At 64.7% G+C, this 25607-nt stretch carries 17 protein-coding genes; 9 read left to right on the plus strand and 8 right to left on the minus strand.

All coding sequences use genetic code 11. From position 1 onward, the window contains the following. Window positions 1–26: 26 nt before the first annotated feature. Window positions 27–953, plus strand: a complete 927-nt coding sequence (locus KUV74_RS01350; protein ID WP_124802546.1) for a LysR family transcriptional regulator — start codon at window positions 27–29, stop codon at window positions 951–953. A 22-nt stretch (window positions 954–975) separates the two neighbouring features. Here the strand turns inward: KUV74_RS01350 and cobA are convergent, their stop codons facing one another. Both cobA and KUV74_RS01360 read right to left on the minus strand, forming a co-directional pair. Continuing rightward, window positions 976–1851, minus strand: coding sequence for a uroporphyrinogen-III C-methyltransferase (gene cobA / locus KUV74_RS01355; protein ID WP_222515458.1), 876 nt, complete (start codon window positions 1849–1851; stop codon window positions 976–978). 70 nt (window positions 1852–1921) lie between these two features. Next, complete coding sequence (locus KUV74_RS01360) at window positions 1922–4738, minus strand: nitrate reductase (RefSeq protein WP_222515459.1); 2817 nt, start codon at window positions 4736–4738, stop codon at window positions 1922–1924. 750 nt (window positions 4739–5488) lie between these two features. Here KUV74_RS01360 and KUV74_RS01365 point away from each other — a divergent pair. The 6 genes from KUV74_RS01365 to KUV74_RS01390 all read left to right on the plus strand — a co-directional run bounded on the left by KUV74_RS01365 (window position 5489) and on the right by KUV74_RS01390 (window position 13703). Next, entirely contained in the window at window positions 5489–6088 is a 600-nt protein-coding gene (locus KUV74_RS01365) for an ANTAR domain-containing response regulator (protein WP_045994380.1), read from the plus strand. After that, window positions 6085–7179, plus strand: coding sequence for a CmpA/NrtA family ABC transporter substrate-binding protein (locus KUV74_RS01370; protein WP_052704484.1), 1095 nt, complete (start codon window positions 6085–6087; stop codon window positions 7177–7179). Before KUV74_RS01365 ends, KUV74_RS01370 begins: the two co-directional genes overlap by 4 nt. Window positions 7180–7479: 300 nt before the next feature. After that, window positions 7480–8793, plus strand: a complete 1314-nt coding sequence (locus KUV74_RS01375) for an NAD(P)/FAD-dependent oxidoreductase (protein WP_222515460.1) — start codon at window positions 7480–7482, stop codon at window positions 8791–8793. Next, window positions 8793–11360: a nitrite reductase large subunit NirB gene (gene nirB, locus KUV74_RS01380; RefSeq protein ID WP_222515461.1), complete on the plus strand. Its 2568-nt coding sequence runs from the start codon at window positions 8793–8795 to the stop codon at window positions 11358–11360. The genes KUV74_RS01375 and nirB overlap by 1 nt, the downstream gene beginning before the upstream one ends. 77 nt (window positions 11361–11437) lie before the next feature. Then, window positions 11438–11803, plus strand: coding sequence for a nitrite reductase small subunit NirD (nirD, locus tag KUV74_RS01385; protein WP_108450113.1), 366 nt, complete (start codon window positions 11438–11440; stop codon window positions 11801–11803). Window positions 11804–12299: 496 nt separating this feature from the next. Further along, a complete protein-coding gene (locus tag KUV74_RS01390) occupies window positions 12300–13703 on the plus strand; it encodes a PhoH family protein (RefSeq protein WP_124802560.1) in 1404 nt (467 codons plus the stop codon). A 325-nt stretch (window positions 13704–14028) separates the two neighbouring features. On the opposite strand, the gene KUV74_RS01395 is transcribed toward KUV74_RS01390, so the two are convergent. The 4 genes from KUV74_RS01395 to KUV74_RS01410 form a co-directional block, all read right to left on the minus strand. Then, complete coding sequence (locus KUV74_RS01395) at window positions 14029–15594, minus strand: sensor domain-containing diguanylate cyclase (protein WP_222515462.1); 1566 nt, start codon at window positions 15592–15594, stop codon at window positions 14029–14031. A 186-nt stretch (window positions 15595–15780) separates the two neighbouring features. Beyond that, a complete protein-coding gene (locus tag KUV74_RS01400) occupies window positions 15781–16443 on the minus strand; it encodes an alpha/beta hydrolase (RefSeq protein WP_108131499.1) in 663 nt (220 codons plus the stop codon). 114 nt (window positions 16444–16557) lie between these two features. After that, window positions 16558–18327 (minus strand): SLC13 family permease, encoded by a 1770-nt coding sequence (locus KUV74_RS01405; RefSeq protein ID WP_222515463.1) that lies wholly within the window; start codon window positions 18325–18327, stop codon window positions 16558–16560. A 282-nt stretch (window positions 18328–18609) separates the two neighbouring features. After that, window positions 18610–18816, minus strand: a complete 207-nt coding sequence (locus tag KUV74_RS01410; RefSeq protein WP_045994373.1) for a cold-shock protein — start codon at window positions 18814–18816, stop codon at window positions 18610–18612. Between the two features lie 401 nt (window positions 18817–19217). Between KUV74_RS01410 and KUV74_RS01415 the strand changes: the two genes are divergently transcribed. Then, on the plus strand, window positions 19218–20867 hold the full coding sequence (locus tag KUV74_RS01415; RefSeq protein ID WP_045994372.1) for an FMN-binding glutamate synthase family protein: 1650 nt from the start codon (window positions 19218–19220) through the stop codon (window positions 20865–20867). Between the two features lie 100 nt (window positions 20868–20967). On the opposite strand, the gene KUV74_RS01420 is transcribed toward KUV74_RS01415, so the two are convergent. Continuing rightward, window positions 20968–21963 carry a cation diffusion facilitator family transporter gene (locus KUV74_RS01420; protein WP_222515464.1) on the minus strand — a complete coding sequence of 332 codons (996 nt, stop codon included), beginning with the start codon at window positions 21961–21963 and terminating at the stop codon, window positions 20968–20970. A gap of 259 nt (window positions 21964–22222) precedes the next feature. Between KUV74_RS01420 and KUV74_RS01425 the strand changes: the two genes are divergently transcribed. Next, complete coding sequence (locus KUV74_RS01425) at window positions 22223–24157, plus strand: alkaline phosphatase D family protein (protein WP_222515465.1); 1935 nt, start codon at window positions 22223–22225, stop codon at window positions 24155–24157. Between the two features lie 248 nt (window positions 24158–24405). Here the strand turns inward: KUV74_RS01425 and KUV74_RS01430 are convergent, their stop codons facing one another. Beyond that, a complete protein-coding gene (locus tag KUV74_RS01430) occupies window positions 24406–25539 on the minus strand; it encodes an AI-2E family transporter (RefSeq protein ID WP_045994370.1) in 1134 nt (377 codons plus the stop codon). Between the last annotated feature and the right edge of the window lie 68 nt (window positions 25540–25607).

Raw genomic sequence — 25607 nt, forward strand, 5'->3', positions numbered from 1 at the left:
TTTTTTGGAAACGTTTTAATAAATTTATGAAACCCAGCATCCAGCAGTTGCAGGCCTTCGTCGCCGTGGCCCAGTCTCACTCGCTGTCCCAGGCCAGCGAACGACTGCATCGCTCACAGCCGGCGATCTCCATTGCCCTGCGCAATCTGGAATCCCAGGTAGGTGGTCTGCTGTTCAGCCGCGACGCTCGTCAGCTGGTGCTGACGCCTGAAGGCAGAGACTTTCTTCCGGTGGCGTTGCGCCTGCTGGGTGACTGGAAAGATGCGCTCGATGACCTGGAAGCCACGTTCTCCAAGCGCCGCGGCAAGATCACCGTCGCGGCACTACCGACCCTGGCCGGCGGGCTCTTGCCCGGTGTCATCGCCGACTTTCGCCGCCGCTATCCTCAGATCAAGCTGAGCCTGCATGACGTTCTCGCCGATGAGGTCGCCGCTCTGGTTCGGGAAGAACGTGCTGACTTCGGCCTGTCGGTCGAGCCCCAGGGCGCCGATGACCTGGACTTTCAACCGATCGTCTCTGACCACAATGTGGTGATCTGCCCCCTGGGGCATCCCCTGCTGGCGCTGGACAGGGTCCCCTGGCGGGCCTTGATGGATCATCCGTTCATCGGCATTCACCGCCAATCCAGCTCTCGCCAGGAGATCGATCGAGTGATGGCTGACATCGGAGGATCGCTGGACCTGCAGTGCGAAGCGGGGCAACTCGCCACGGTGGGTCGCATGGTGGCGGCGGGACTGGGGATCAGTGTGCTGCCCTCCCTGAGCCTGCGCCTGATCTCCCCGGTGGGCCTGGACCACCGTGTCCTCGTATCGCCATGCCTGCCACGTCGGCTCGGCATTCTCTACCGCCGCCGTGCGCCGCTGTCCGCCGCCGCATCAGCGCTGAGAGACATGCTTCAAGAGGCTGCCCGGTCAGAGGCTCCGTCGACGTTGAAGGCAGAGCCTGAACCCTGAGCGGCGATCAGGTCGCCAGCGACTAGCGACTGGCGCCGCTGGCCCCTTGTGAAGTCTGCAACGCAGCCGTTGCCGCCGCGCCTGCCGCTACCCGCGACACCACGCCGCCGACGATGATCAGGCAGGGGGATGGCAGGGGGCTCTCCGCCAGGCGCTGATCGATATCGCCAAGGGTGCCCACCAACGAGGCCATCTCAGGAAGACTGGCGTTGGCCACCAGCATCACCGGCCAGTCCTGTGGCAGGCCTGCGACACGCAGGCCACGGGTAATCGCTCCAAGCTTGTTGAGCCCCATGTAGAACACCAGGGTCTCGTCGCGTCGGGCCAGCGATGCCCAGTCCGGCTCGCCCCCCTCGCGACACTGCTGGGCGGTGATCAGGCGAAGACTCTGGGCGTGGCCGCGATCGGTCAGCGGAATCCCCATGGCGGCGCAGGCGCTGGCCGCCGCCGAGATGCCGGGCACGATCTCACGCGCTATGCCGGCCTCGTCGAGGGCGTCGAGTTCTTCCCCCAGGCGTCCAAAGATGCCCGGATCGCCGCCCTTGAGGCGCACCACCGCCTTGCCCTGGCGCGCCAGCGCCACCAGCAGGGTGCCGATCTGCGCCTGATCGACGCTGTGGTGGCCCCTGGCCTTGCCGACATAGTGGCGCTCGACACCGGCCGGAATCATCGCCAGTACCTCGGGCCCCACCAGGCGGTCGTAGACCACCGCGTCGGCGTGTTCGATCCGATCCAGCGCCTTGAGCGTCAGCAGTTCACCCGCGCCGCTGCCAGCCCCCACCAGCGCGACCCGGCCAACAGCGCCGCCTGACCGATGGCCAGCGCCGCTGGCAGCGGACAGGGAAGCCAGCCGGTCGGCCCAATGCTGGCTTTGCCCTGCCAGTCGCCCCAGCAGCATCGACAGCCCGTCCAGACGACGTGCCAGCCAAGGCTTCGTCCCCGCTTCAGCAAGGTGACCCTGCCGGTCTCTAGGCCGACTGGGGTTGTGCGCGCTCGATGCGACCACGGCTCTTCTCCTCTTCCACCAGACTCTTCAATTCGGGAATACAACTGCCGCACTGGGTGCCGCAGGCCAATCGCGCACCGAGCGCCTCGACGCTGTCGTCGCCGGCACGAATCGCCCGCTGGATCGGGGTGCGCCCCACCTGATGGCAACTGCACACGATCGGCCCCTGGTCGGCGGCGCCGTCATGACAGGCCGCCAGCACTCGCCGCCGATGCTGCTGACCCATGGCCTCGCCACGCGCGGCCTCGTCGAAGCGCTCGCACAGCCAGCCAAGCCCCGGCAGTTCGCTGACCGGGCCAACCATCAGCCACCAGCACAGGCGTCCTTGCTCGAACCCCGCCAGGCGCCAGCGACCACTGGCCGGGTCCTGGGCCACCGGGCCCAGCTCCCCCGGCAACTGGCGTGCGGCCCAGTCGAGCCAGTCGCGTTCGACGCCCGCTTTCTCAACACCCCCTGGCTCGATCGGCTCACCGGCCAGTTGCCATCGCTCCGCCGAGGCCAGCGGGACCCGCGTCCAGTAGTTCGTCCCCTCGACCACCCGCGCGGCCAGGCCCGAACCCTCGGGTGGTCCCTGCTGGGCCAGTGCCCGGGAAACCACCAGGGTCGCCTCCCAGGCGTGCTGCAGCGGCGTGACCGCCACCGCGCCATGCTTGGTCTCCGGCTGGCCAGAAAGCGGATCGACGTCCGGGGCGAACAGGCTCCCCGCCAGTGGCGAGTGACTGAAGCGCGGTGTCCAGTGGATGGGCACGAACACTTCCCCACGGCGCTGGGCGGCAGAGACCCTGACGCGGGCGCGCATCTCGCCGCTGCGCGAGCGGATCCTGGCGAGCCCCTGGTCACACAACCCCAGGGCCTCGGCGTCATCCCGATGGACCTCGACGAAAGGCTCGGAGCGGTGATTCATCAGTCGGCTGGCCCTGGCGGTACGGGTCATGGTGTGCCACTGATCGCGCACCCGCCCCGAATTCAGCCGCAGCGGATAGTCGGCGTCAGGCGCCTGGCGCGGCGCCCGCGCGTTCACCGGCCACAACCGTGCCCGGCCGCTCTCGGTGTAGAAGCGGCCGTTTTCGAACAGCCGCGCGGTGCCTCGTGGTGCGCTTGCCGTCACCGGCCACTGGATCGGTGCGAGATCGTCGTACTCGACCCGGGACAGCCCCGCCAGGCCGGAAATATCGAAGGCCCGCCGTCCCTGGTTGTCGAGGCCCGACAGGCGCGCATGCTCGTCGAAGATCTCGCAGGGGTGGCGGTAGGCGAAGGCCTCACCGAAGCCCAGGCGCTCGGCCACCTGGCACAGGATCCACCAGTCGTGGCGGGCCTCGCCAGGCGGCGGCAGGAGCCCGCGCTGGCGCGAGATACGCCGTTCGGAGTTGGTGACAGTACCGTCCTTTTCCGACCAGCCGCTGGCCGGCAGCACGATATCGGCGAGCTCCACCAGGTCGGTGTCGGCCATGCACTCCGACACGATCACCAGCGGACAGCGCTCGATGGCGCGGCGCACCCGGTCGGCATCCGGCAGGCTCACCAGGGGATTGGTGGCCATGATCCACAGCGCCTGGATGTCGCCACGCTCGACGGCCTGAAACAGCTCGACCGCCTTGTGGCCAGGCTCCCGGGGCAGTGTCGGCACCAGCGCCTCGGTCGACCAGAAGCGGGTCAGCCGTTCGATGGCGCCCGGGGTGTGATAGTCCATATGGGCGGCCAGCTGGTTGGCCAGCCCACCGACCTCGCGCCCGCCCATGGCGTTGGGCTGGCCGGTGATGGAAAAGGGGCCGGCGCCGGGCAGGCCAATCTTGCCGCCGGCCAGGTGGCAGTTGAGGATGGCCTGGCACTTGTCGGTGCCGCTGGTCGACTGGTTGACCCCCTGGGAGTAAAGCGTGACAACGTGCAGCTGGGTGGCAAACCAGTAGTAGAAGGTCTCGAGGCGCTCGGCGTCGAGATCGCAGGCCGCCGCCACCGCCTCGATGTCCGAGGCCTCGTCCAGGGCGGCGGCAATTGTCTCTTCGGCGCCGTCCACATGGCGCTTCAGATAGACCTCATCGAGCCGTTGGCGACGGGCCATCCAGGCCAGCAGGCCATTGAACAGCAAAGCGTTGCTGCCGGGACGCAGCCCCAGGTACAGATCGGCGATCTCGCAGCTATCGGTGACCCGAGGATCGATGACCACGACCCGCATCAGCGGATTGCGGGTCTTGGCCAGACGCAGCCGCTGATACAGCACCGGATGATTCCAGGCCAGATTGGACCCCACCAGCACCACCAGTTCGGCCTCTTCCAGGTCCTCGTAGTTGCAGGGGACGGCGTCGGCGCCCAGGGTGCGCTTGTAGGCCGCCACCGCCGACGCCATGCACAGCCGCGAGTTGGTATCCAGGTGCGGTGTCCCGAGAAACCCCTTGAACAGCTTGTTGGCGACGTAGTAGTCCTCGGTCAATAGCTGCCCGGACAGGTAGCCGGCAATGGCCTCTGGACCGCTGCCCTCGGCGATCGCTCCCATACGCTCGGCGACGGCGTCCAGCGCGCTGTCCCAGTCGGTCTCGCGACCGTCCACCCTGGGCCGCGTCAAGCGCCCCTGGCCGCCCAGAGTCTCCGCCAGGGCCGAACCCTTGACGCACAGGCGCCCGAAGTTGGCCGGGTGATCCCGATCGCCCTTGAGGGTAACCGCCTCGCCATCGCGACGTAGCTCGACGCCGCAGCCGACCCCGCAGTAGGGACAGGTGGTGCCTGTGGCCTCGCCGCCCACACCGCTGTCGATCTCCGTGCTGTCGCTATCCGTCCGGGTCATCGCGCTCTCCTGTCGGCCATCTTGCTGCCTTGGCATATCGTCGGCATCTCATCGGCAGATCATCGCTCCGCTAGCGGCCGGGCCTTGATCGGTCGGGTCTTGCTGCGGCCCAAAAACGCACGACGCCCATCCCGTCGAGCGAGGCTCGAGGAGATGGGCGTCGTTGCCGGATGAAATCCCGCGCTGGATTTCGTGTGTGCTAGCGCCCGTTGCGGACGACTTGTCGAACCGGCCCACGCCGCCACCAGCGTCGGGACCCTTCCTGGCTCGGCCTAGTGATCTGGCTCGGCCTAGCGATCTGGCTCGGCTTAGTCATCTGGCTCGGCTGAGTGATGCCCATGGCACCAACAACGGCACTAGCTTTGCCAGTAACCAAAGCAAACCCTGTGCCAGAACACCGCAATCGCCCCTTGCAGTGTGGAATGCCTGTGCCAGCCAATTGAAGCCACGACGTTTTTTTCTGCCGTTTACCCAGGCGATGGTGGCGAGAAGACGTCTGACAGCCCCCAGGCTCGCACCACAACGAACGATAAAGGCCACCGTTTACGCACCCTTTCGGTGCGCGAGTGCCTGCCCGGTATATCTGCGGGGGCTCGGCGGCGGCTTTGCAGGGGGTTATCTCCCTGACAGAAAACGACAAGATCGAAAATGGAACGCCTTTTGCGCTGACAGGTGCAGAGGCACCCAAGGTGCACCCCTCATCACGTCGACTCGAGCTCTATCGAGCGACAGCATCATCGAGCCACGCCCATGCCCGAACACGACACCTTGAAGGTCCTGCTGGTCGACGACGAGATAGTGCGCGCCGCCATGGTCGAAGAGGCGCTTGCGCTGGACGGACACCAGGTGGTCTGCCGACTGTCAAGCCCGGCCAGCCTCAACGACATGGTGCAGCAGCATCAACCCGACGTGGTCATCATCGACATGGAATCGCCTGACCGGGACACCCTGGAGAGCATGGCGCTGCTGCAGCGGGAAAACCCTCGACCGGTGGTGTTCTTCGCCGACCAGCACGACCCCGAATCGCTCAAGGCGGCGGTGAAGGCCGGCGTCAGCGCCTATGTGGTGGACGGTCTGGCGGCCAACCGCGTCAAGGCGGTCATCGATGTCGCCATCGCCCGCTTCGAAGCCTTTCAGGGAATGCGCCGCGACCTCGACAAGGCACGCAATCAGCTCGCCGACCGCAAGCGCATCGAACAGGCCAAGGGCCTGTTGATGAAGCATCAGAGCTGCGATGAGGAACAGGCCTACCGCATGCTGCGCAAGCTGGCCATGGACCGCGGCCAGCGCATCGCACAGGTCGCCCAGAACGTCATCGACATCCTCAAGCCACTGGAGAAGGGATCATGAGTCCATCGCTGTCTTCTGACGCGGCCAGCACGTCCAGAACTGGCGCGCCGCATCCACCCGAGCTCGCCAGCCTGACCCTGGGATTCGTGCCGCTGCTGGATGCTGCGCTGTTGATCATCGCCCGGGAAGGAGGCTTCTTCGCCGCCCAGGGGGTCGAGGTCAGCCTGTCACGCGAGAACGCCTGGTCCACCCTGCGCGACAAGGTCGCCGCCGGCCTGCTTGACGGCGCCCAGATGCTGGCGCCGATGCCGCTGGCCATGAGCCTGGGGCTGTCCCGCGCGCCTTGTGACACCCTGGCCGCCGCGGTGCTGAGCCGCCAGGGCAATACGCTGGTGCTGTCTCGCCGCCTGGCCGAGGCGGTCGGCGCTTCGGTCCACAGCGGGGAGCCCGGCGCCTTCGGCGCGGCCAGCGAACTGGCCCGACGCTTCAAGGCCTCGCTGAAAAAAGGCACCCGGCCACGCCTGGCCATGGTCTACCCCTACTCCTGCCAGCACCTGTTGCTGCGTGACTGGCTGGCTCGCGGCGACATCAACGTCGACAGCGAGGTCGAACTGGTCGCGCTGCCGCCCCCGCGCATGGTGGACGCCCTGCGCGAAGGCGAGATCGATGGCTTCTGCGTCGGCGAGCCCTGGGGCAGCCTGGCCCAGCATCGTCAGGTGGGTCGAGTGGTGGCCAGCGGTGCGGAACTGATGCCGGCGCATCCCGAGAAGGTGCTGGGGGTGACGGCCTCCTGGGCTCGGCGCTACCCGAATACCCTGTCCGCGCTGCTGCGCGCCCTCCAGGCCGCCGCCCTGTGGCTGGACAAGGCGCCTGAGGCCAGACGCCAGACCCTGGCCTGGCTGGCACTGCCCCCCTACCTCGATGAAGCCGTAGGCCATCTCGACGAACTGCCGCTGGAAGCCGCCCCGGGCTACCCCTGCATCGGTGAGCGACTGCGTCCACTGACAGCCGATTTCGAGGGGTTGATCCAGCGGTTGTCGCCGCTGCTCGAGGCTCGCGGGCGACAGCTCGACACCGCCACCCTGGAGGAGTGCTACAGCGCTGTGCATTACGACGCCGCCACGCACCAGTACGGTGCCGACACGCCCTGAACCCTGCCTGATCGGTGCTGCAGCCCGCCGCCAGGGCCTGCACCAACAGGCTGTTTTACCTGCACAAAACGTAAAACAGGCATGAAACTTGGATAGCCTGTAGCAAGTGCCGGCGAATGCCGGCGGCGGTCAACGGCGATCGCACCGACACTAGACAAAGACGTCTCTTCACCCTCCGACGCCGGAGGTGTGAGAGACGTCTTTGGCGTTTTTGGAGCCCATGCGATGCCTTATTCCACTGGTCCTTCTGACTCCAGGCCCCGTTCCTCTGGCCTGCCTGACTCAAGGTCCCGTTCCGAAATGACCCAGGCCGGCTCGTCTTCGCCGGCGAGGTCTGATGACGCACGTCTTCCCCACCTGGTGATCGTCGGCAACGGCATGGCCGCGCATCGATTGATCGAGACCCTGGCGGCCCAGAGTGGTGCCCCACGACACATCACCGTGATCGGCGCCGAACCGCACGCGGCCTACAACCGCATTCTGCTGTCGAGCTGGCTGGCCGGCGATGTCGAGCAGGATGGGTTGACGCTGACACCGCCGCATGACCCTGACGTCACGGTCGATCAGCGCCTGGGCGCGCGGGTGGAACGGATCGATCGTACCCGGCGCCTGGTCGAGTGCGACGACGGCGAGGTGATCCCCTACGACCATCTGGTGCTGGCGCTGGGTTCGCGCAGCGCCATGCCACAGATCCCCGGCATCACGCTGACGGGCGTATCAGGCTTCCGCGACCTGGACGATGCGGCGCGCCTGGCCGAAGCAGCAAAGGCTGGCGGCGCGGCGGTGGTGGTCGGTGGAGGCCTGCTGGGCCTGGAGGCCGCCGCCGGCCTCGCCGCCAGAGGCATGCAGGTATGCGTGCTGCAACGCTCACCGCGCCTGATGAACCGGCAGCTGGACGCCACCGCCAGCACCATGCTGGCAAGCGAAATCGAAGGCCGCGGCATCCGTCTGAAGACCGGGGCGCGGCTGGCCGAGATCGTCGGCGATGAGCACGGCCAGGTAGTCGGCGTACGCCTGGAAGACGACGAGCGCCTGCTGCCGGCGAACTGCGTGGTGATCGCCGCCGGCATCACCCCCAACGCCGAGCTGGGCAGGGATGCGGGGCTCGATTGCGATCGCGCCATCGTCGTCGACGACACCCTGGCCACCTCGGACCCCGACATTTCTGCCCTCGGCGAATGCTGCCAGTTCGAGGACACCACCTACGGTCTGGTGGAGCCGATCTGGCATCAGGTCGAGGTACTGGCCAGTCGCCTGTGCGGCGAGCCCTCGGCGCCTTACCACGAACGCGCCTGCGCCACCAAGCTCAAGGTTTCCGGCGTCTCGCTGTACGCCTTCGGCCCCACCGAGGCCGAGGACGGACATGAGGTCCTCAGCTACCGCGACCAGGGGGAATACCGCCGACTGCTGCTGCGCGACGGCCGACTCGAGGGCGCCGTGCTCTACGGCGATACCCGCATGGGCCCCTGGTTATTCCGGCTCGCCGAGCAAGGCCAGCGACTGGACCGAGTGCGCCACTCGCTGCTGCTGGGCCAGGCCGATACCGAGGCCCTGCTGGCGGACGACGCCACCACCGACACCGACTCATCGACCACCGAACAGGATGCCGCCTGATGTCCAGCACAAAGCACAATCTCGCCGCACACAATGCTCTCGACAGCAACGCCGCGGATACCCGCCCCACCCTGGTCGTGGTAGGCAACGGCATGGTCGGTCACCACCTGGTCGAGCAGCTGGTCGAACGTGATCAGCACCGCCGCTACCGCATCGTGGTGTTCGGCGAGGAACGTCATCTGGCCTACGACCGAGTGCACCTGTCGGAGTACTTCAGCGGCCGCGACGCCCAGTCCCTGGCGCTCTCCACCGCCGACTACTACGCCGAGCACGGCATCGAGCTCAAGTTGCACCAGGCGGTCACCGCCATCGATCGCGATGCACGGCGCGTTCACACCGACGCTGGCTACCTCGACTTCGACCGTCTGGTGCTGGCCACCGGCTCCTTCCCCTTCGTCCCGCCGATTCCCGGCAATGATCGCGAGGGCTGCCTGGTCTACCGCACCCTGGACGATCTCGACGCCATTCGCGCCGCCGCCACCACCGCCAATACCGGCGTGGTGGTGGGGGGCGGACTGCTCGGACTGGAGGCCGCCAACGCCCTGCGCGGCCTCGACCTGGACACCGCGGTGGTCGAATTTGCCCCGCGTCTGATGCCGATGCAGGTGGACGAGCAAGGCGGTGAACTGCTCAAGGAAAAGATCGAGGGCCTGGGCGTCCAGGTGCTGACCGAAAGAGCGACCCGCGAGATCGTCCCCGGTGAAGCCAGCCGCCTGCGCATGGTATTTCAGGACGACAAGGTGCTGGAGACCGATCTGATCGTGTTCTCCGCCGGTATCCGCCCCCGGGACGAGCTGGCCCGCGAGTGCGGGCTCGAGATCGGCGAACGTGGCGGCGTGGTGATCGATGACCGCTGCCTGACCAGCGATCCCGCCATCCTCGCGGTGGGCGAGGTCGCGCTGTACAACAACAGCATCTTCGGCCTGGTCGCCCCCGGTTATCAGATGGCCAAGGCCGCGGCCGACACGCTGTGCGGTGGCGATTCGACCTTCACTGGGGCCGACATGAGCACCAAGCTCAAGCTGATGGGGGTCGACGTGGGGGCCATCGGCGACGCCCACGCCAACCGCCATCCAGGCGCCAAGCAGTACCGATACTTCGACCAGATCCAGCAGGTCTATCGCAAGCTGGTGGTCTCCGGTGACGGCAAACGGCTGCTCGGCGCCATGCTGGTGGGCGACAACTCCGCCTACGACAGCCTGATGCAGTACTACGCCAATGGCCTGGATCTGCCGGCGGACCCCGCCTCGTTGATCGTGCCCTCCAGCGAACCGGCGCCGGCGCTGGGCCCGGACGCCCTGCCGGACAGTGCCATCATCTGCTCGTGCCACAACGTCACCAAGGGCGCCATCAGCGCCGCCATCGACGCCGGCTGCGAGGACCTCGGCGCGGTCAAGGGGACGACCAAGGCCAGTACCGGCTGCGGCGGCTGTGCGGCGCTGCTCAAGAACGTCTTCGACCATGAACTGGCGGCCCGCGGCATGGAGGTCGACACCTCCCTGTGCGAGCACTTTGCCCACACCCGCCAGCAGCTCTTCGATATCGTCCGGGTCGAAGGCATCAAGACCTTCAGCGAGTTGATGACCCGACACGGCACCATCCTGGACGATGGGGCCCCGAGTCTCGGCTGTGACATCTGCAAGCCGGCGGTGGCCTCGATCCTGGCCTCCTGCTTCAACGAGCCGATCACCGACGCGGCGCATATCCCGCTGCAGGATACCAATGACACCTTCATGGCCAACATGCAGAAGAACGGCACCTTTTCCGTGGTGCCGCGTATCGCCGGCGGTGAGATCACCCCGGACAAGCTGATCGTGCTGGGCCAGGTGGGCAAGAAGTACGGCCTCTACACCAAGATCACCGGTGGCCAGCGCATCGACCTGTTTGGCGCGCGCCTGGAAGACCTGCCGGCCATCTGGGAGGAACTGATCGACGCTGGCTTCGAAACCGGACACGCCTACGGCAAGTCGCTGCGCACGGTGAAATCCTGTGTCGGCAGCAGCTGGTGCCGCTACGGCGTCCAGGACAGCGTCGGCATGGCGCTGCGACTCGAGCATCGCTACAAGGGACTGCGCTCGCCGCACAAGCTCAAGTTTGCGGTGTCCGGCTGCACCCGCGAGTGCGCCGAGGCCCAGAGCAAGGACATCGGCGTCATCGCCACCGAGCATGGCTGGAACCTGTACGTCTGCGGCAACGGCGGCATGCGTCCGCGTCATGCGGAGCTGTTCGCCACCGACCTGGATGACCAGGCCCTGATCCAGGCCATCGACCGTCTGTTGATGTTCTACGTACGCACCGCCGATCGACTGCAGCGGACTTCTGTGTGGCGCGAAAACCTCGAGGGAGGCCTCGACTACCTCAAGGCGGTGGTGCTCGACGACAGTCTAGGCATCGGCGAGGAGCTCGAACGCCAGATGCAGCACGTCATCGATACCTACGAGTGCGAGTGGGCGGGCGCCCTGGCCGATCCGGACAAGCTCAAGCGCTTTCGCAGCTACGTCAACGACAGCCGCCCCGACCCGGACATCATCGTCACCGAGGAGCGCGGTCAGCTCCGCCCAGCCTGAGCCAACCACCGTTTCCGCCCTCGTGACCGACACCACGTCACGAGACGGGCTGCCAACAACGCCACAAGGAGTTTTCCATGACCGCTTCTTCCATCAGCCGTTCGCTGGATTGGATACCGCTGTGCCAGCGCAGCGACCTGGTGCCCTTCTCCGGTGTCGCCGCCTGGATCGACAGCGCCGAGGGCCCCGCCCAGGTGGCGCTGTTCTACTTGCCCGGGCATAGCCCGGAACTGTTCGCCATCGACCACCACGACCCCATCGCCAAGGCCAATGTGCTGGCCAGAGGCATCGTCGGCGACATCCAGGGAGAGCCGGTGGTGGCCTCTCCCCTGTACAAGCAGCACTTTCGCCTCAAGGACGGCAGTTGCGTGGAAGACGACAGCGTCTCGCTGCGCACCTGGGCGGTGGCCTTCGACCAGGACAGGGTAATGATCGCACCCTGAGCGCCGCAGCATTTCGGCCCGGGCCTGTGCGGCACGAAAGCTGGCGGGCTCGGTCCTGACCGTCATCTCGGGGGATAAGTCCGTCGCGGCCGAATCGCAGAGGACCGGCCTGGCGTGAGCGGGAAGGTTGACCGAAGAATTGACCTGATAGCGCAGCGTTGACACTTCGCCCTTGCAGCATTTTTGTCATCGTCCATGCTTGACTCAAGGGCACCGCTGGACCGAATCAGGGTCCAATGTAAAGAAGCGCCGTTGGCAGCACGTCTTGCGCCACAGCGGGACAAGCTGCAAGGAACGGCCAACCCGCCCAAGGGTTCGAGAATCGATTGAGAACCAGTTGAGAATCGGTTGAGAACCGTTTCATGGCCACAGGAGGAGCCTATCGTGTGCAATCCGACACCTTGGCGGCTGTCACATTCCTGACATCGCGCGCTGAGAGTGTCGACATCAAGGCGTCATGTTGACGCCCAAGGTGACAATCAGGAGAGCTGTGCCGATGGTACGCATCGACAAGAAGGCCACCCGACTGTACGTGCTGGACACCAACGTACTGATCCATGATCCCAGCGCCCTCTACCAGTTCGAAGAGCACGAAGTGGTTATCCCCATGACCGTGCTCGAGGAGCTCGACAAGCACAAGAATGGCATCCGCGAAATCGCCCGCACCGCCCGGCAAGTCAGCCGGACCCTCTCTGACCTGACCGCCAACGTCGACATCGACCAGATACGCCAAGGTATTCCCATCACCCGCGTCAGCGGACCAGATGGCCGACTGAGACTGCTCTGCTACTCCGACCTCACCCTGCCCGACAACCTGGAAGACAGCCCCGACAATCGTCTGCTCGGCGAGACCTGCCGACTGCGTCAGGAGCGCCCCGACGCCTCGGTGATCCTGGTCACCAAGGACATCAACCTGCGGGTCAAGGCCGCCGCCCTCGGCGTGCCGGTCGAGGACTACCTGACCGATCGCGCCTTCGATGACTCCGACGCCATGACCGACGGTGTCGCTGTGTATGAGGACGCCGGCCGTGGCTTGTGGGACGCCATGGCGCTGGACGTCAAGGTCGAGCGCGACCATGACCGTGTCATCTATCGCCTGAGCGGCGAGATTCCCCAGCACTGGCACCTGGGCATGCTGGTGTCCGACGCCGACAGCGAGGCCAGCTTCGAAGCCATCGTGCGCGAACTCGCCCCCCACCAGGCCACCCTGGAGCTTCTGACCAACTATCGCCACGGCGCCAGCGTCTGGGGGGTACACGCCCACGACAGCCGGCAGAACTTCACCTTGAACCTGCTGATGGACGACGCCGTGGACCTGGTCACGGTGGCCGGTAGTGCCGGTACCGGCAAGACCTTCATGACCCTGGCCGCGGCCTTCCAGCAGACCCTCGATACCAAGCGCTTCGAACGGGTGGTGTTCACCCGAGCGCCGATCTCCATGAGCGAGGACATCGGCTTTCTGCCCGGCACCGAAGAGGAAAAGATGTCGCCCTGGATGGGCGCCTTCCACGACAACATGGACAACCTGCTGCGCGACGAGCATGACGGAAGCTCAACCTGGAACCAGGACGCCACGCGCCAACTGCTGGGCTCACGCGTACAGATCCGGGCGCCGGGCTTCATGCGTGGACGCACCCTCAACGACACCTTCCTGATCATCGACGAGGCCCAGAACTTTACGCCAAAGCAGTTGAAGAGCCTGATCACCCGAGCGGGACGCAACACCAAGATCGTCTGTCTGGGCAACGTCGGCCAGATCGACACCCCTTACCTCACCGCCAATACCTGCGGCATGGCCGCAGTGGTTCAGAACTTCAAGAACTGGCCCCATGCCGGCCATGTGACCTTGAAGAGCGTCGAGCGCTCGCGCCTGGCCCTGGCCGGCGAAGAGCTGTTGTAAGCGCCCCCAGCGGAACGAAAGCGCCCCCCAACGAAACCAAAGCGCCCCCGCCCGAAAAGGCGGGGGCGCTGGCGTCTAGAGAGCCGACATGGCATGGCGGCGGTGGTACGCTCCCTACAACACCGTCACTACAGTACCGTCAAGAGCTGGCCCCATGCCGGCCAGCTCTTCATAAGACACCTTGAAGAGCGTCGAGCGCTCGCGCCTGGCCCTGGCCGGCGAAGAGCTGTTGTAGCACCTCCCCCCAAACGAAACCAAAGCGCCCCCGCCTGCAAGGCGGGGGCGCTGGCGTTCGGCCCGGAGCTGACACGTTCACTTGTGCCGCTCACTTGTCCCGGTTCATGGCCTTCTCGATCAGTTCCTCGGACTCGCTCTTGGGTGTCTTCTCGATCATCTCCTCCGCTTCGGCGTAAAGGCAGACGTAGGTCTGGCAGGAAGCGCAGTGCACCTTTTCATCGGGATTCTTGGTGCTGGGGACTCGCATGTTGTAGCTGCCGCAGTTCGGGCAGGGCTTAGGGATCCGCAGATCTTCGCTCAACGCCATCTCGATCTCCTTGTAGATGGTGGATGATGCCAGGGCCTTGCCCAACGCGAGGTTATCGCGTTCATACTCAGGAAGGAGGCCCTTCAATTGGTTGCGACCGGCACGCTTGGCATCGTAGAGCGCTCCGTCCACACGCCGCATGGCCATGTCGAGACTTTCGTCCTGCCCGACACAGATGGCTCCCATGCTCACCGTTACCTTGAGGGCACGACGGTCGACCTTCAAGGTCGATGCTTCCACGTTGCTTCGAAGACGCTCCAGTATGTCCCAGGCGTCTTCGGCATGAACGTCACCGAGCAGTACCAGAAATTCTTCGCCCCCGATACGCGCCAGCAGGTCATAGGGGCGCAGGCTTAGACGACAGGTATCGGCGAAAGCCTTCAGCACCATATCCCCGGCGGCGTGGCCGTAGGCATCGTTCAGTGACTTGAAATGGTCAAGATCCAGCATCGCCAGCACCGCTGGCTCGCCACGGCGCCGCAATCGGGCGAGTACCCGCGCTCCTGCCTCGAGGAAGGCACGGCGATTCATCACGCCGGTGAGGACATCGGTGCTGACCAGCTTGGCGACACGCGACTCCGCCTGCTTGCGCTGGGTCACATCCAGCAGCAGGCCATCCCAGACCACGGTGCCGTCATCGAATCGCTGGGGCGTCCCCCTGGCCTCGAACCAGCGCTGTCCTTCCGCGACGGTCTCCTGAGCATCACCCAGGGTGATGTCCAGGTGCCAGGGTGTGAGGCTGACCAGCGACTGGGCGAGCGCCAGCGTCAACTGCTCACGCGCGTCCTCGTCCAGCCTGGAAAGCACGACCTCGACGTCTTCAAGGGCTCTTTGACGAGACAGCCCCGTCTGGGATTCGAAGCCAGGTCCCAGGTAGTCAAACGACAAGCCTCCCCCGGGCGACTGGCGCAGCCGGAACACCACTCCCGGGAGCCTCGCCATGCGGCTTTCAATGGTGCGGCTCAGTCGCTGAGCTGACGCCGCCTGCAGTTGCAGTCGGCTGACGTCGTGCTTCATCAGCATCCAGCGGGCAGCGCACCACGACACCGGGTGGATGCTGGTACCAAGGTGACGTAGACGACCAACCCCGTCACAGGCCACCACGCCTTCCCAGCTCCCGCCTCCCTCGCGACAACGCGCAAGGGCCAGCTCCAGTGTCTCGGCTGCCGTACTGCAATGAACATCGGTCAGGCGCAGCCCCCTGATGTCTGCCAGAGACTTGCCCAGTTCATTGCACTGACGAGCGTTCGCCCAGACGATGGTTCCTTCATGGTCAAGCAACAAGGCGGACCCCGGCGCGGCGCCCAGCAGGGCCTCGGCCCCCGACTCCCCGTCACTGACCGTCATGGTCTGTGGGGGTGCGCCACTCTCAGCCTTTGTCTTGTCGCGACGGAAAAACCTCCATACAGACATCACCCTGCATCCCGTAAGCTTTTTCTTAATTTTTTGTACGAAAAAAGCTTAGAAGAACCAGACTTCCTTCGCAGGATGAAAAGTCTCATGTTCGCAGGCTGAGCAAAGCAGCCTCAGGACTCACTGTCCCAGCAGCTCACTCATCCACTCACCGATATCCCCGATCTGCTGCGGGCAGACCGCGTGAGCCATGGGATACTGACGATAGACGGTGTGATAGCCAAGCTCCTCCAGACGAGCGAAGGCGGCTCGGCCCAGGGATTCGGGTACCACCGGGTCCATGCTGCCGTGATGGATTTCCACCCTCAGGTCGCGATTGGCCTCGTTTAGCTCGATCGAGTTCGCGGTGGCGAAGTAGGTGGACATCGCCAGCAGACCGCCTAGCGGCTTGTCAAAGCTGAAGGCGGCCTCATAGGCAACGGCCCCACCCTGGGAAAACCCGGCGAGCAGGATACGTCGGCTGTCGATGCCGGCATCGATCTGGGACTGTATGACGCCCTTGATCCGCTCGGCCGACAGCCGCAGCTGCATCTCGTCCACCCGACGGTCCAGACTCATCTCGAGAATGTCGTACCAGGCGGGCATGACCATGCCACCATTGATGGTGACCGGCAGGCGCGGTGCATGGGGCAGGATAAATCGGATCTGAGCGTAACCGGGCCTTGGCAGCATGGGCACCACCGGCTCGAAGTCACGTCCATCCGCTCCCAGGCCGTGAAGAATGATCATGCAGGCGTCCGCTTCGCCTCGGGGCTCGATGACCAGCTGGTCGTTGTCGCTCATGGGCAGATCTCAGTCTATGTTGCAAAGCACAACCTCCTAGCCTACCGCAATGCGCCAGAGGGGACGAGCCAAACAGGTGAAGTCACCCGGCTACCGAGAAGCACACAGGGCTTTTTAGAACGGCCAGAAAAAGGGTGTCAGCGTCAGCACCACGACGGCAGTCAGTAGATTCAGGGGGCCGCCGAGCTTGAGGTAATCCTGAACCCGGTAGCCACCGGGGCCCATGACCATCAGATTGGTCTGATAACCAATCGGGGTGAGAAAACTGGCCGATGCGGCAAACATCACCACCACCACGTAGGGCAAGGGATTGACGCCGAGACTCTCGGCCCCTGCCATGGCGATGGGGAAGGTAATGACCGCTGCGGCGTTGTTGGTCACCAGCGAGGTCAGCAGCGCCACCACACAGTAGGTGCCCACCAGCAGCGCCCAGGGACTGTCGCCGACGACACTCAGCAGCCCACGGGCCACCACATCTGCTGCCCCGGACGTCTGCAGTGCGGCGCCCAGGCCAAAGGATGCGGCGATGGTCAGTAACACCTGGGTGTCCATGCCGCGACGGGCACTGCGGACGCTGACACAGCCGCTCAACAGGGCTGCCGTGGCGCCCAGCATGGCGGCGTTCATCATGCTCATCAGCCCGGTGGAGGCCAGCACCACTACCGTCGCCAGGATCGCCCAGGCGCGCAGCGCTCGGTCGAAGGCGGGCCTGGCCTGACCATTGACCTGGCTGATCAACAGGAAGTCCTGAGACTGTCGATGACGTTCGATAAAGGCCGGGCGCGCCTCGAGCAACAGCACATCGGAGGGTTGCAGACGAATCTGTCCGAGGCTACCCGCTACCCTGCGCCCGCCACGACAGACCGCCAGCACAGCGGCGCCATAGAGCGTGCGAAAATGGCCGTCGCGAATCTTCTGCCCGATGAACTGGCACTGGTCGGAGACTACCGCTTCCACCAGGCGGCGCTCGCGAAACTCCTTCTCAAGATGCGACTCCCCCAGACGGGATGGCCTCAGACCGCGCATCTGCTGCAATTCCACTGCCCCCTCAGTGGTGCCGGCAAAGACCAGGTGATCCCCGCCCTTGAGACGTTCACCCGGCCCCACCACGCTGACCACATTGCCACCGCGTTCGATTTCCACCAGGAAGAGCCCGGAAAGATGCCGCAGCCCGGCCTCTTCGACGGTGCGGTCGACCAGCGGCCCCTGCGGATCCACTTCCATTTCGATGGTGAACTCGCGCAGGTTGGCGAAGGCCTCCTCGCTGCCGGGGCGCCTGGACAGCAGACGAGGCGTTACAACCAGCAGGTAGACGACCCCAACCAGCGCCATGGGCACGCCCACCCAGGCGATTTCGAACAGCCCCAGGTGAAGGTCCGGGAAGCGCTCCTGCATCAGCGAATGCACCACCAGATTGGTACTGGTACCCATCAGGGTGACGGTGCCGCCGAGGATCGAAGCGAAGCTCAGCGGCATCAGCAACAACTGCGGGGCAATCGAGAAGCGACGCCCCCAGCTGATCACCGCAGGGATGAAGGTGGCCACCACCGGCGTGTTGTTGAGCAGCCCGCTGACGGCGGTGACTGGCCACACCAGGCGTGACAAGGCGTGACGTTCGCCAGAGGGGCGTCCCAGCACGTGGCGAATGATCAGATCGATACCACCGGTATCACGCAGGCTGGCGACCAGGATGTAGAGGAAGGCAACCGTGAACAGACCACTGTTGGAAAAACCGCCCAACGCCTGCTCGGCGTCGATGACCCCAAGGCTCAGAAGCACCACAAGAGCCCCCATCAGCACCATGTCGGGGCCGAGACGGGTCAGCGCCATCAACGGGAAGACGGCACAGGCAACGGAAAGGGCGATCCAGGCATCCAGCGACATGAGGTGGCCTTGCTGAAGAGAATCAGCCTATTGTGCCTCCCCCACCTTATTCTAAATAGTTACAATGTATTATTTTTTTATCTCTTTCAGGCATATGGACCCTTCACCCTATGCCACAGCGCCTTTGCGAGAGATTCACCTCGTTTACGGGTGTCCTTCACCGGCACCCACCCGGGGCGCAGAATGACACATCAGAAACGCAAAAAGGCCCGCCGTAGCGAGCCTTTTCCATGCATCAAGTGCGATGCATCATGCCGCCTGAGCGGCCATCAAGCGATCGACTTAGTCGATGACCTTGATGTTGGAAGCCTGGAGGCCTTTCTTGCCCTGAGTCACCTCGAAGGAGACCTTCTGGCCATCCTGCAGGGACTTGAAGCCGTCGGCTTGAATCTCGGAGAAGTGAGCGAACAGGTCGTCACCGTTGTCGTCCGGAGAGATGAAGCCGTAGCCCTTAGTGTCGTTGAACCACTTGACGGTACCAGTTGCCATGATCGAATCCTCGACTAGCGTATATACATTACCGGGAGATACCCGAGTTGCAGTGGGTAAAACAAGAAACCTTCCCCCGGAACATCGTCGCCAGGATGCTTCGATGACCTCTGAGACGTTCAACTTGCTAACCAACTGCGAGCAGCATGCGCCGTCTTGGCGCTCAGGTCAAACACTATTTGCACTTGGTTACGAGACGATGACGCTTTGCAGTCACCTGCAGCAGCACCTCACGACTTGCCGGCTGCTGCCTTTAGCGCGGCCTCCCTCCCGAGCCATGTCTCCGCCTTTTGCTCCACTGTGCCTGGTCGTCACCCGGTGCCGCGTGCTCTATGCCGGTGACAGGTAATGTGCTTGCATGAGTAAAGAACACAAGAAAACCGTGACTCAGGGAGAACGACATGGCCTCGTACCTTTCACGCCACGCCTCGACCCGCTTCGGCGCCTACTACATCGCCGTCGCCGGCCTGATCGTCAGCCTGCTCGGGCTACTGGCGTCACTATGGTGGCTGACGGGGGTGCTGGCGTTTGGCGCGCTGACCGCGCTGGGCACCTATGACATCGTCCAGCGGCGGCGCACGGTCAGTCGCAACTACCCGATCCTGGCGCATATTCGCTACTTCCTGGAATCCATCGGGCCCGAGTTCCGCCAATACTTCATCGAGGCGGACACCTTCGAGTCGCCCTTCTCCCGCGAGCAGCGCTCGCTGGTCTATCGACGGGCCAAGAGCACCATCGACAAGAAGCCCTTCGGCTCGCTCCGGGACATGAACGCCCCCGGCTACGAGTGGATGGGGCCATCGCTGTCACCGGTGGAGATCACCGATCATGACTTCCGCGTGGTCGTCGGCGAGCATCGCGCCAAGCCCTACAAGGCCAGCGTGCTCAATATTTCCGCCATGAGCTTCGGTGCCCTGTCGCCCAATGCCATCAGCGCCCTCAACGAAGGTGCCAAGCTCGGGGGCTTCTACCACACCACCGGGGAAGGGGCGATATCGCCCTACCACCTGCGCGGCGGCGACCTGGTGTGGCAGATCGGTTCCGGCTACTTCGGCTGTCGTCGCGACGACGGTGGATTCGATCGCGACAAGTTCAAGGAGAATGCCCGTCGTGACGAAGTGAAGATGATCGAGATCAAGCTGTCCCAGGGCGCCAAGCCTGGCCATGGCGGCATCCTGCCGGGGGCCAAGGTGACCGCCGAGATAGCCTCGACTCGCGGCGTGCCCGAAGGCCAGGACGTACTTTCGCCGTCCAAGCACTCCGCCTTCTCCACCCCCTGCGAGATGATCCACTTCATCCAGGAGCTGCGCACCCTCTCCGGCGACAAGCCGGTGGGCATCAAGCTGGCCCTGGGCCATCCCTGGGAATGGTTCGCCATGGTCAAGGCCATGCTTGAATGCGGCGACCGCCCCGACTATATCGTGGTCGACGGTGGCCAGGGCGGCACCGGCGCCGCACCGCTGGAATTCATCAACCGCCTCGGCATGCCGCTCAACGACGCCCTGATCCTGGTCCACAACACCCTGGTCGGCGCCGGACTGCGCGACGAGATTCGCATCGGCGCCAGCGGCAAGATCATCAGCGCCTTCGACATCGCCCGTACGCTGGCGCTGGGCGCCGACTGGGTCAACATGGCCCGTGGCTTCATGTTCTCGCTGGGCTGCATCCAGGCCCAGAGCTGCCACAACGACCAGTGTCCCAGCGGGGTCGCCACCCAGGACAAGGCCCGCGGCAACCGCCTGGACGTCGAGGACAAGTCGGTGCGGGTGAAGAACTTCCACGCCAATACCAAGTTCGCCCTGTGCGAGATGCTGGAGGCTGCTGGGCTGCATCACCCCAGCGAACTTGGCCCCGAACACATCATCAGGCGCCTCTCCAATGGCAAGGCGCTGCCCTACATCAGCCTGATCGACAGCCTGGCACCCAAGGAGTTGCTGGAGGGCGGTGCCAAGAACCATCCGCTGTATCGTGAGTTCTGGGATCTGGCGGATGCGAACAGCTTCGATGCCCCCTGCGCCCTGCACAGTCTGCGACAGACCAAGCTTCTCTAGTCGCCGGCCATCCTCGCCCTCCCTGCCTCCAGGGGGGCGGCCACCCGCTCTTCCCTTTCGGCTTGCCTTGCGCCTGCCTGACTTCATGCAGTGGTGTTGCTCAGCGATGATCGACGCAGTCCCCCACCTCTTCCAGTTGCATCGTGACATGCTCGATATCGAACTCCTGGGTCAGCACCTCCCGCACTGCCACCAGAGTTGTCTGGTGGTCTTCTCCCGAGCGCACGCCGACGTGCATCGACACCAGATGCCGTCCGGGTGTCAGCGACCAGGCGTGAACATGATGAACGTCGCATACCGCCGGTACCGTCTCGACGACGGCCCGCTTCATGGCATCGATGTCCAGGGATTCCGGAACGCCTTCCAGCAGGATGTGCCCGCTCTGGCGCGTCAGTGTCCAGGCATTCCTGAGGATCAGCAGCGCCACCAGCACCGACAGCAGCGGGTCGATCGGCGTCCATCCGGTCGCCATGATCACCAGCGAGGCAACGATCGCCGCAACGGAACCGAGCAGATCACCCAGCACGTGCAGCGCAGCACCGCGAATATTCAGATTGTCGCGATCGCCGCCGTGAAGAATCACGAAGACCACGATATTGACCAGCAGTCCCGCCACCGCCACCGTCAGCATGACAGGCCCCAGCACCTCGACCGGACTCAGCAGGCGGCGGAACGCTTCGATCGAGATCCAGACCACGATGGCGATCAGGGTCAAGCCGTTGACGAAGGCGGCGAGGATCTGCACCCGGTCATAGCCAAAACTGCGGGCGTCGTCGGCAGGTCGCTTGCTGAGGCGTGCGGCAAACCAGGCCAGCATCAGGGCAGCGCTGTCGGTGAGCATATGGCCGGCGTCGGCCAGCAGCGCCAGCGATCCGGAGACAACACCTCCGACCACCTCGGCCACCATGAAGGACGCGGTCAGCAGGATGCCCCAGGCCAGCCGACGCTGGCTGTCGGTGTGTACATGGCCGATGCCATGGCCATGGCGGTGCGCGTCATGGCCGTGGGGATCGTGCCGATGCTGGTCACGCTCAGCGTGCTGGTGAGCAGGGCCGTCCGCTCTGGCGCTTTCGGTCGTTCGATGTTCATGAGCCATGGGAGTCTCCCGGGAAGACGCGTTCCTCATCCTTGATGCTAGCATTTGCCAGGTGCTGACCCGGATCGGTCGCGCAGCCAGGTCAAGACAAGCGCTACCAGACCAGTCAGCGCAACGGCCACCTCGGGAACAGTCTGCAAGGCATACGCCGGCGCTCTGGCCTCCTTGCCGCTTACCGTTGATACTCTTGATGTATTCGCCATGCGCGAGGTCTCCCCCGGAACGGGGCTTACCGACAGCGAACCGACACAGGACCGCCATGACCGACACCGGAACGTCTCCCGACGACCTTCCCGCCATCCTCGCCGGCCCCATCCTGCGACGCTTGAGTCCCGAACGTCTGCGCATCTGGCTGGTGGCGAGCCGTCCTCTCAGCTTGACCCTCGAGCTGTCACCCAGCGGCGAGTCACCGCGCCGACAGCCGCTTGGTGAGGACGATTACCGGCTGGTGCCACTGGGCCGCCATGCCCTGCTCTACCTGATCGATGCACCGCTGGATGAGCCTCTGCCCCAGGACACCCGGATCGACTACGACCTCAAGGTGACGGGCGAGCGCGAAACCTCACTCGGCGAGCTGGCGCCCCATCTGTGCCATGAAGGGCACGAGACGCCGGCATTCGTGCTGGCATCGAGCCACCGACGCCTGCTGCATGGCTCCTGCCGTCGTCCTCACTACGATGGCCCGGACGGCCTGGCCCATCTGGACAACTGGCTCGCCCAGCGTCTCGACTGTCCCGAACAGTGGCCGGCCTGGCTGTTGATGACCGGCGACCAGATCTACGCCGATGACGTCGCCGGCCCCTTGCTGGTGGCGATACACGCGCTGATCGAGCGCCTGGGGCTGTTCGACGAGACCCTCGAGGGCTCAACCATCGACGACAGCCAATCGCTCTACGCAAGCCCCTTCAGCTACTATCGACGCGAAGAGTTGCTGCCCGACGTCAAGAGCTCGGCTGCCCTCAAGGATCGCTTCTTCGGGGGCGTACGCAAGCCGGTGTTCACGTCGGCCAGCGCCGCCAATCACCTGATGACCTTCGCCGAGATGGTGGCCATGTACCTGCTGGTCTGGTCGCCGACGCCGTGGCGCCTCATCGAGTGCCAGCCTCCTGCGCTTGAAGAAGAGCGACGAGAGACCTACGACGACCAGGCCCGGATCATCGACGACTTCGTCGCTACCCTGCCTGCCGCCGCCCGCGTCATGGCCCAGTTGCCGAGCCTGATGATCTTCGATGACCACGACGTCACCGACGACTGGAACCTTACCGCGCAGTGGGAAAGCACGGCTTACGGCCACCCCTTCTCCAAGCGCATCATCGGCAATGCCCTGCTGGCCTATCTGCTGTGTCAGGGCTGGGGCAACGCCCCCGAGCGGTTGAAGACACCGCTGGACGAAGCCCAGGCGCTGTTGAGCAACGCCAACGATAACCAAGGCTGGCTCGACAAGGATCAGCAGGATGCCTGTCTCGAGCGCCTCTTTCGCTTCGAGGGCTGGGAATTTCAGGTGGAGGGCAGTCCACGTCTGGTGGTGCTGGATACCCGCACCCGACGCTGGCGCAACGGGCGCAAGCCCGAACGGCCATCCGGCCTGATGGACTGGGAGGCGTTATCGGAATTTCAGCAGGAGTTGATCGACGCGCCGTCGGCGGTCATCGTCTCTCCGGCGCCGATGTTCGGGGTCAAGCTGATCGAGACCATCCAGAAATTGTTCACCCTGGCGGGCAAGCCGCTGCTGGTGGATGCCGAAAACTGGATGGCCCATCGTGGCGCCGCCAGCGTGATGCTCAACATCTTCCGCCACTCGCGGACCCCGGGGCACTACGTCATCCTGTCCGGCGACGTACACTACTCCTTCGTCTACGACGTGCGTATCCGTCACCGACACCAGGGCCCGATGATCTGGCAGATCACCTCCAGCGGTCTCAAGAACTGCTTTCCCGACACCCTGCTGGATACCTTTGATCGTCTCAATCGCTGGCTTTACTCGCCACGCTCGCCGCTCAACTGGTTCACCCAGCGCCGGCCCATGGCGGTGGAGCCCAGGGACCCGGACCGCGCCAAGGCCGGAGAACGCCTGTGGAACGGGCCCGGCATCGGTCTGGTCACCCTGGCCGAGGACGGTAGCCCCGAGGACATCCGTCAGCTCGACGCCCGTGGCATGGAGGTGGTGTTCCCACCGCCCGAGAAGGCGCCATAACCCCGTCCTTGGCTCACTTGCACTACAGCAGCCGACCCTGGCCGGGTCGGCTCAACCTTTTGTTGGGTTTGCCCAGCTTACTAGCGCTGGCTTATGCGCCCGGTCGGTTTACTTGCGCTGGACCGATTCGACCTTGCGTTCAGGTGGTCCATATCGCTGGCTCATGCGCCCGGTCGGTTTACTTGCGCTGGACCGATTCGACCTTGCGTTCAGGTGGTCCATATCGCTGGCTCATGCGCCCGGTCGGTTTACTTGCGCTGGACCGATTCGACCTTGCGTTTCAGCTTGCTCATGCGAGCACGCTCGGCCAGTGGCCGGCTGGCGTCCTCCACCGGGCCACCCTTGGCCGGTCCCAGCAGGTGGGCCATCCAGCGGGTCTGGGGGTGGCTGTCGAGGGCGATCTTCAACGTCATCGTCAGCACCACCGACAGCAACATGCCGGTGACCCCGAAGATCCAGCCCCACACCACCAGCGACAGAAAGGCGACGAAGGTGGACAACCCCAGCGCCCGCCCCATGACCCGCGGTTCGACCAGATTGCCCATGACGAAGTTGATCGACAGATAGGCAAGGCTCAGCAGCAGCGCATCGCCCATGCCCCCGTCCGGAGACACCAGCACCAGCAGCACCGCCGGCACCGCGGCGATGGCCGAACCGATGTTGGGGATATAGTTGAGCGCAAAGGCCAGCACCGCCCACAGCAGCGGGAAGTCGACCCCCACCAGCAGACAGGCCACCCACACCAGGGCCCCGGTGACCAGGCTGATCACGGTCTTGACCGCCAGGTAACGCTTGAGGGTGTGGCTGAACTCGTTGAAGCGCTCGAGGCTCGGGGCGGGGTTGGCCAGCGCCCGGGATATCTTGTCGCGGAAGTTCAGCGTCTCGAACAACATGAACATCACCAGCAGCGCCACCACGACACTCTGCATCATCAGATTGCCGAGCTGGCTGAGCAGTGCCGGAAGCCATTCGCCAAGCTTCTGGGTGTCGAGAAACCCGGCCAGCCGCTGGGTGTCGATGGCAAGCCCCATGCTGGCCAGTCCATCGAGCAGGCGCAGGTAGTATTCGTATAGCTTTTCCTCGATCCCGGGCAAGGCCTCGGCAAAGGTACCGACACTATTGGCCAGCAACAGCGCCAGCAGGATCAGCATGCCGCCGATCACCACCAGCGTGACCCATACCGACAGTCTCAAGCCCAGCCCCCGCTCGTGCAGCCACTGCACCGGGGCGGTACACACCACCGCGATGAACAGCGACAGCAGCACCGGCACCAGCAGGTCTGCCCCCGCGCGCATGCCGGCGACGATGACCACCAGTGCAGCCAGGGCCAGCGTCAGGTTCAAGGGGAGCCTGCGCTCCTGCGCCTCGACTTCATCTTCCATGGACGGTAGCTCCTCTCGTTAACCAGCCGTCGGCTCGACGGCGTTATCGGCGCCATCATGCCCCGCCA

This window comes from Halomonas sp. DP1Y21-3 (genome assembly GCF_019801245.1).
GTDB lineage: Bacteria > Pseudomonadota > Gammaproteobacteria > Pseudomonadales > Halomonadaceae > Halomonas > Halomonas litopenaei.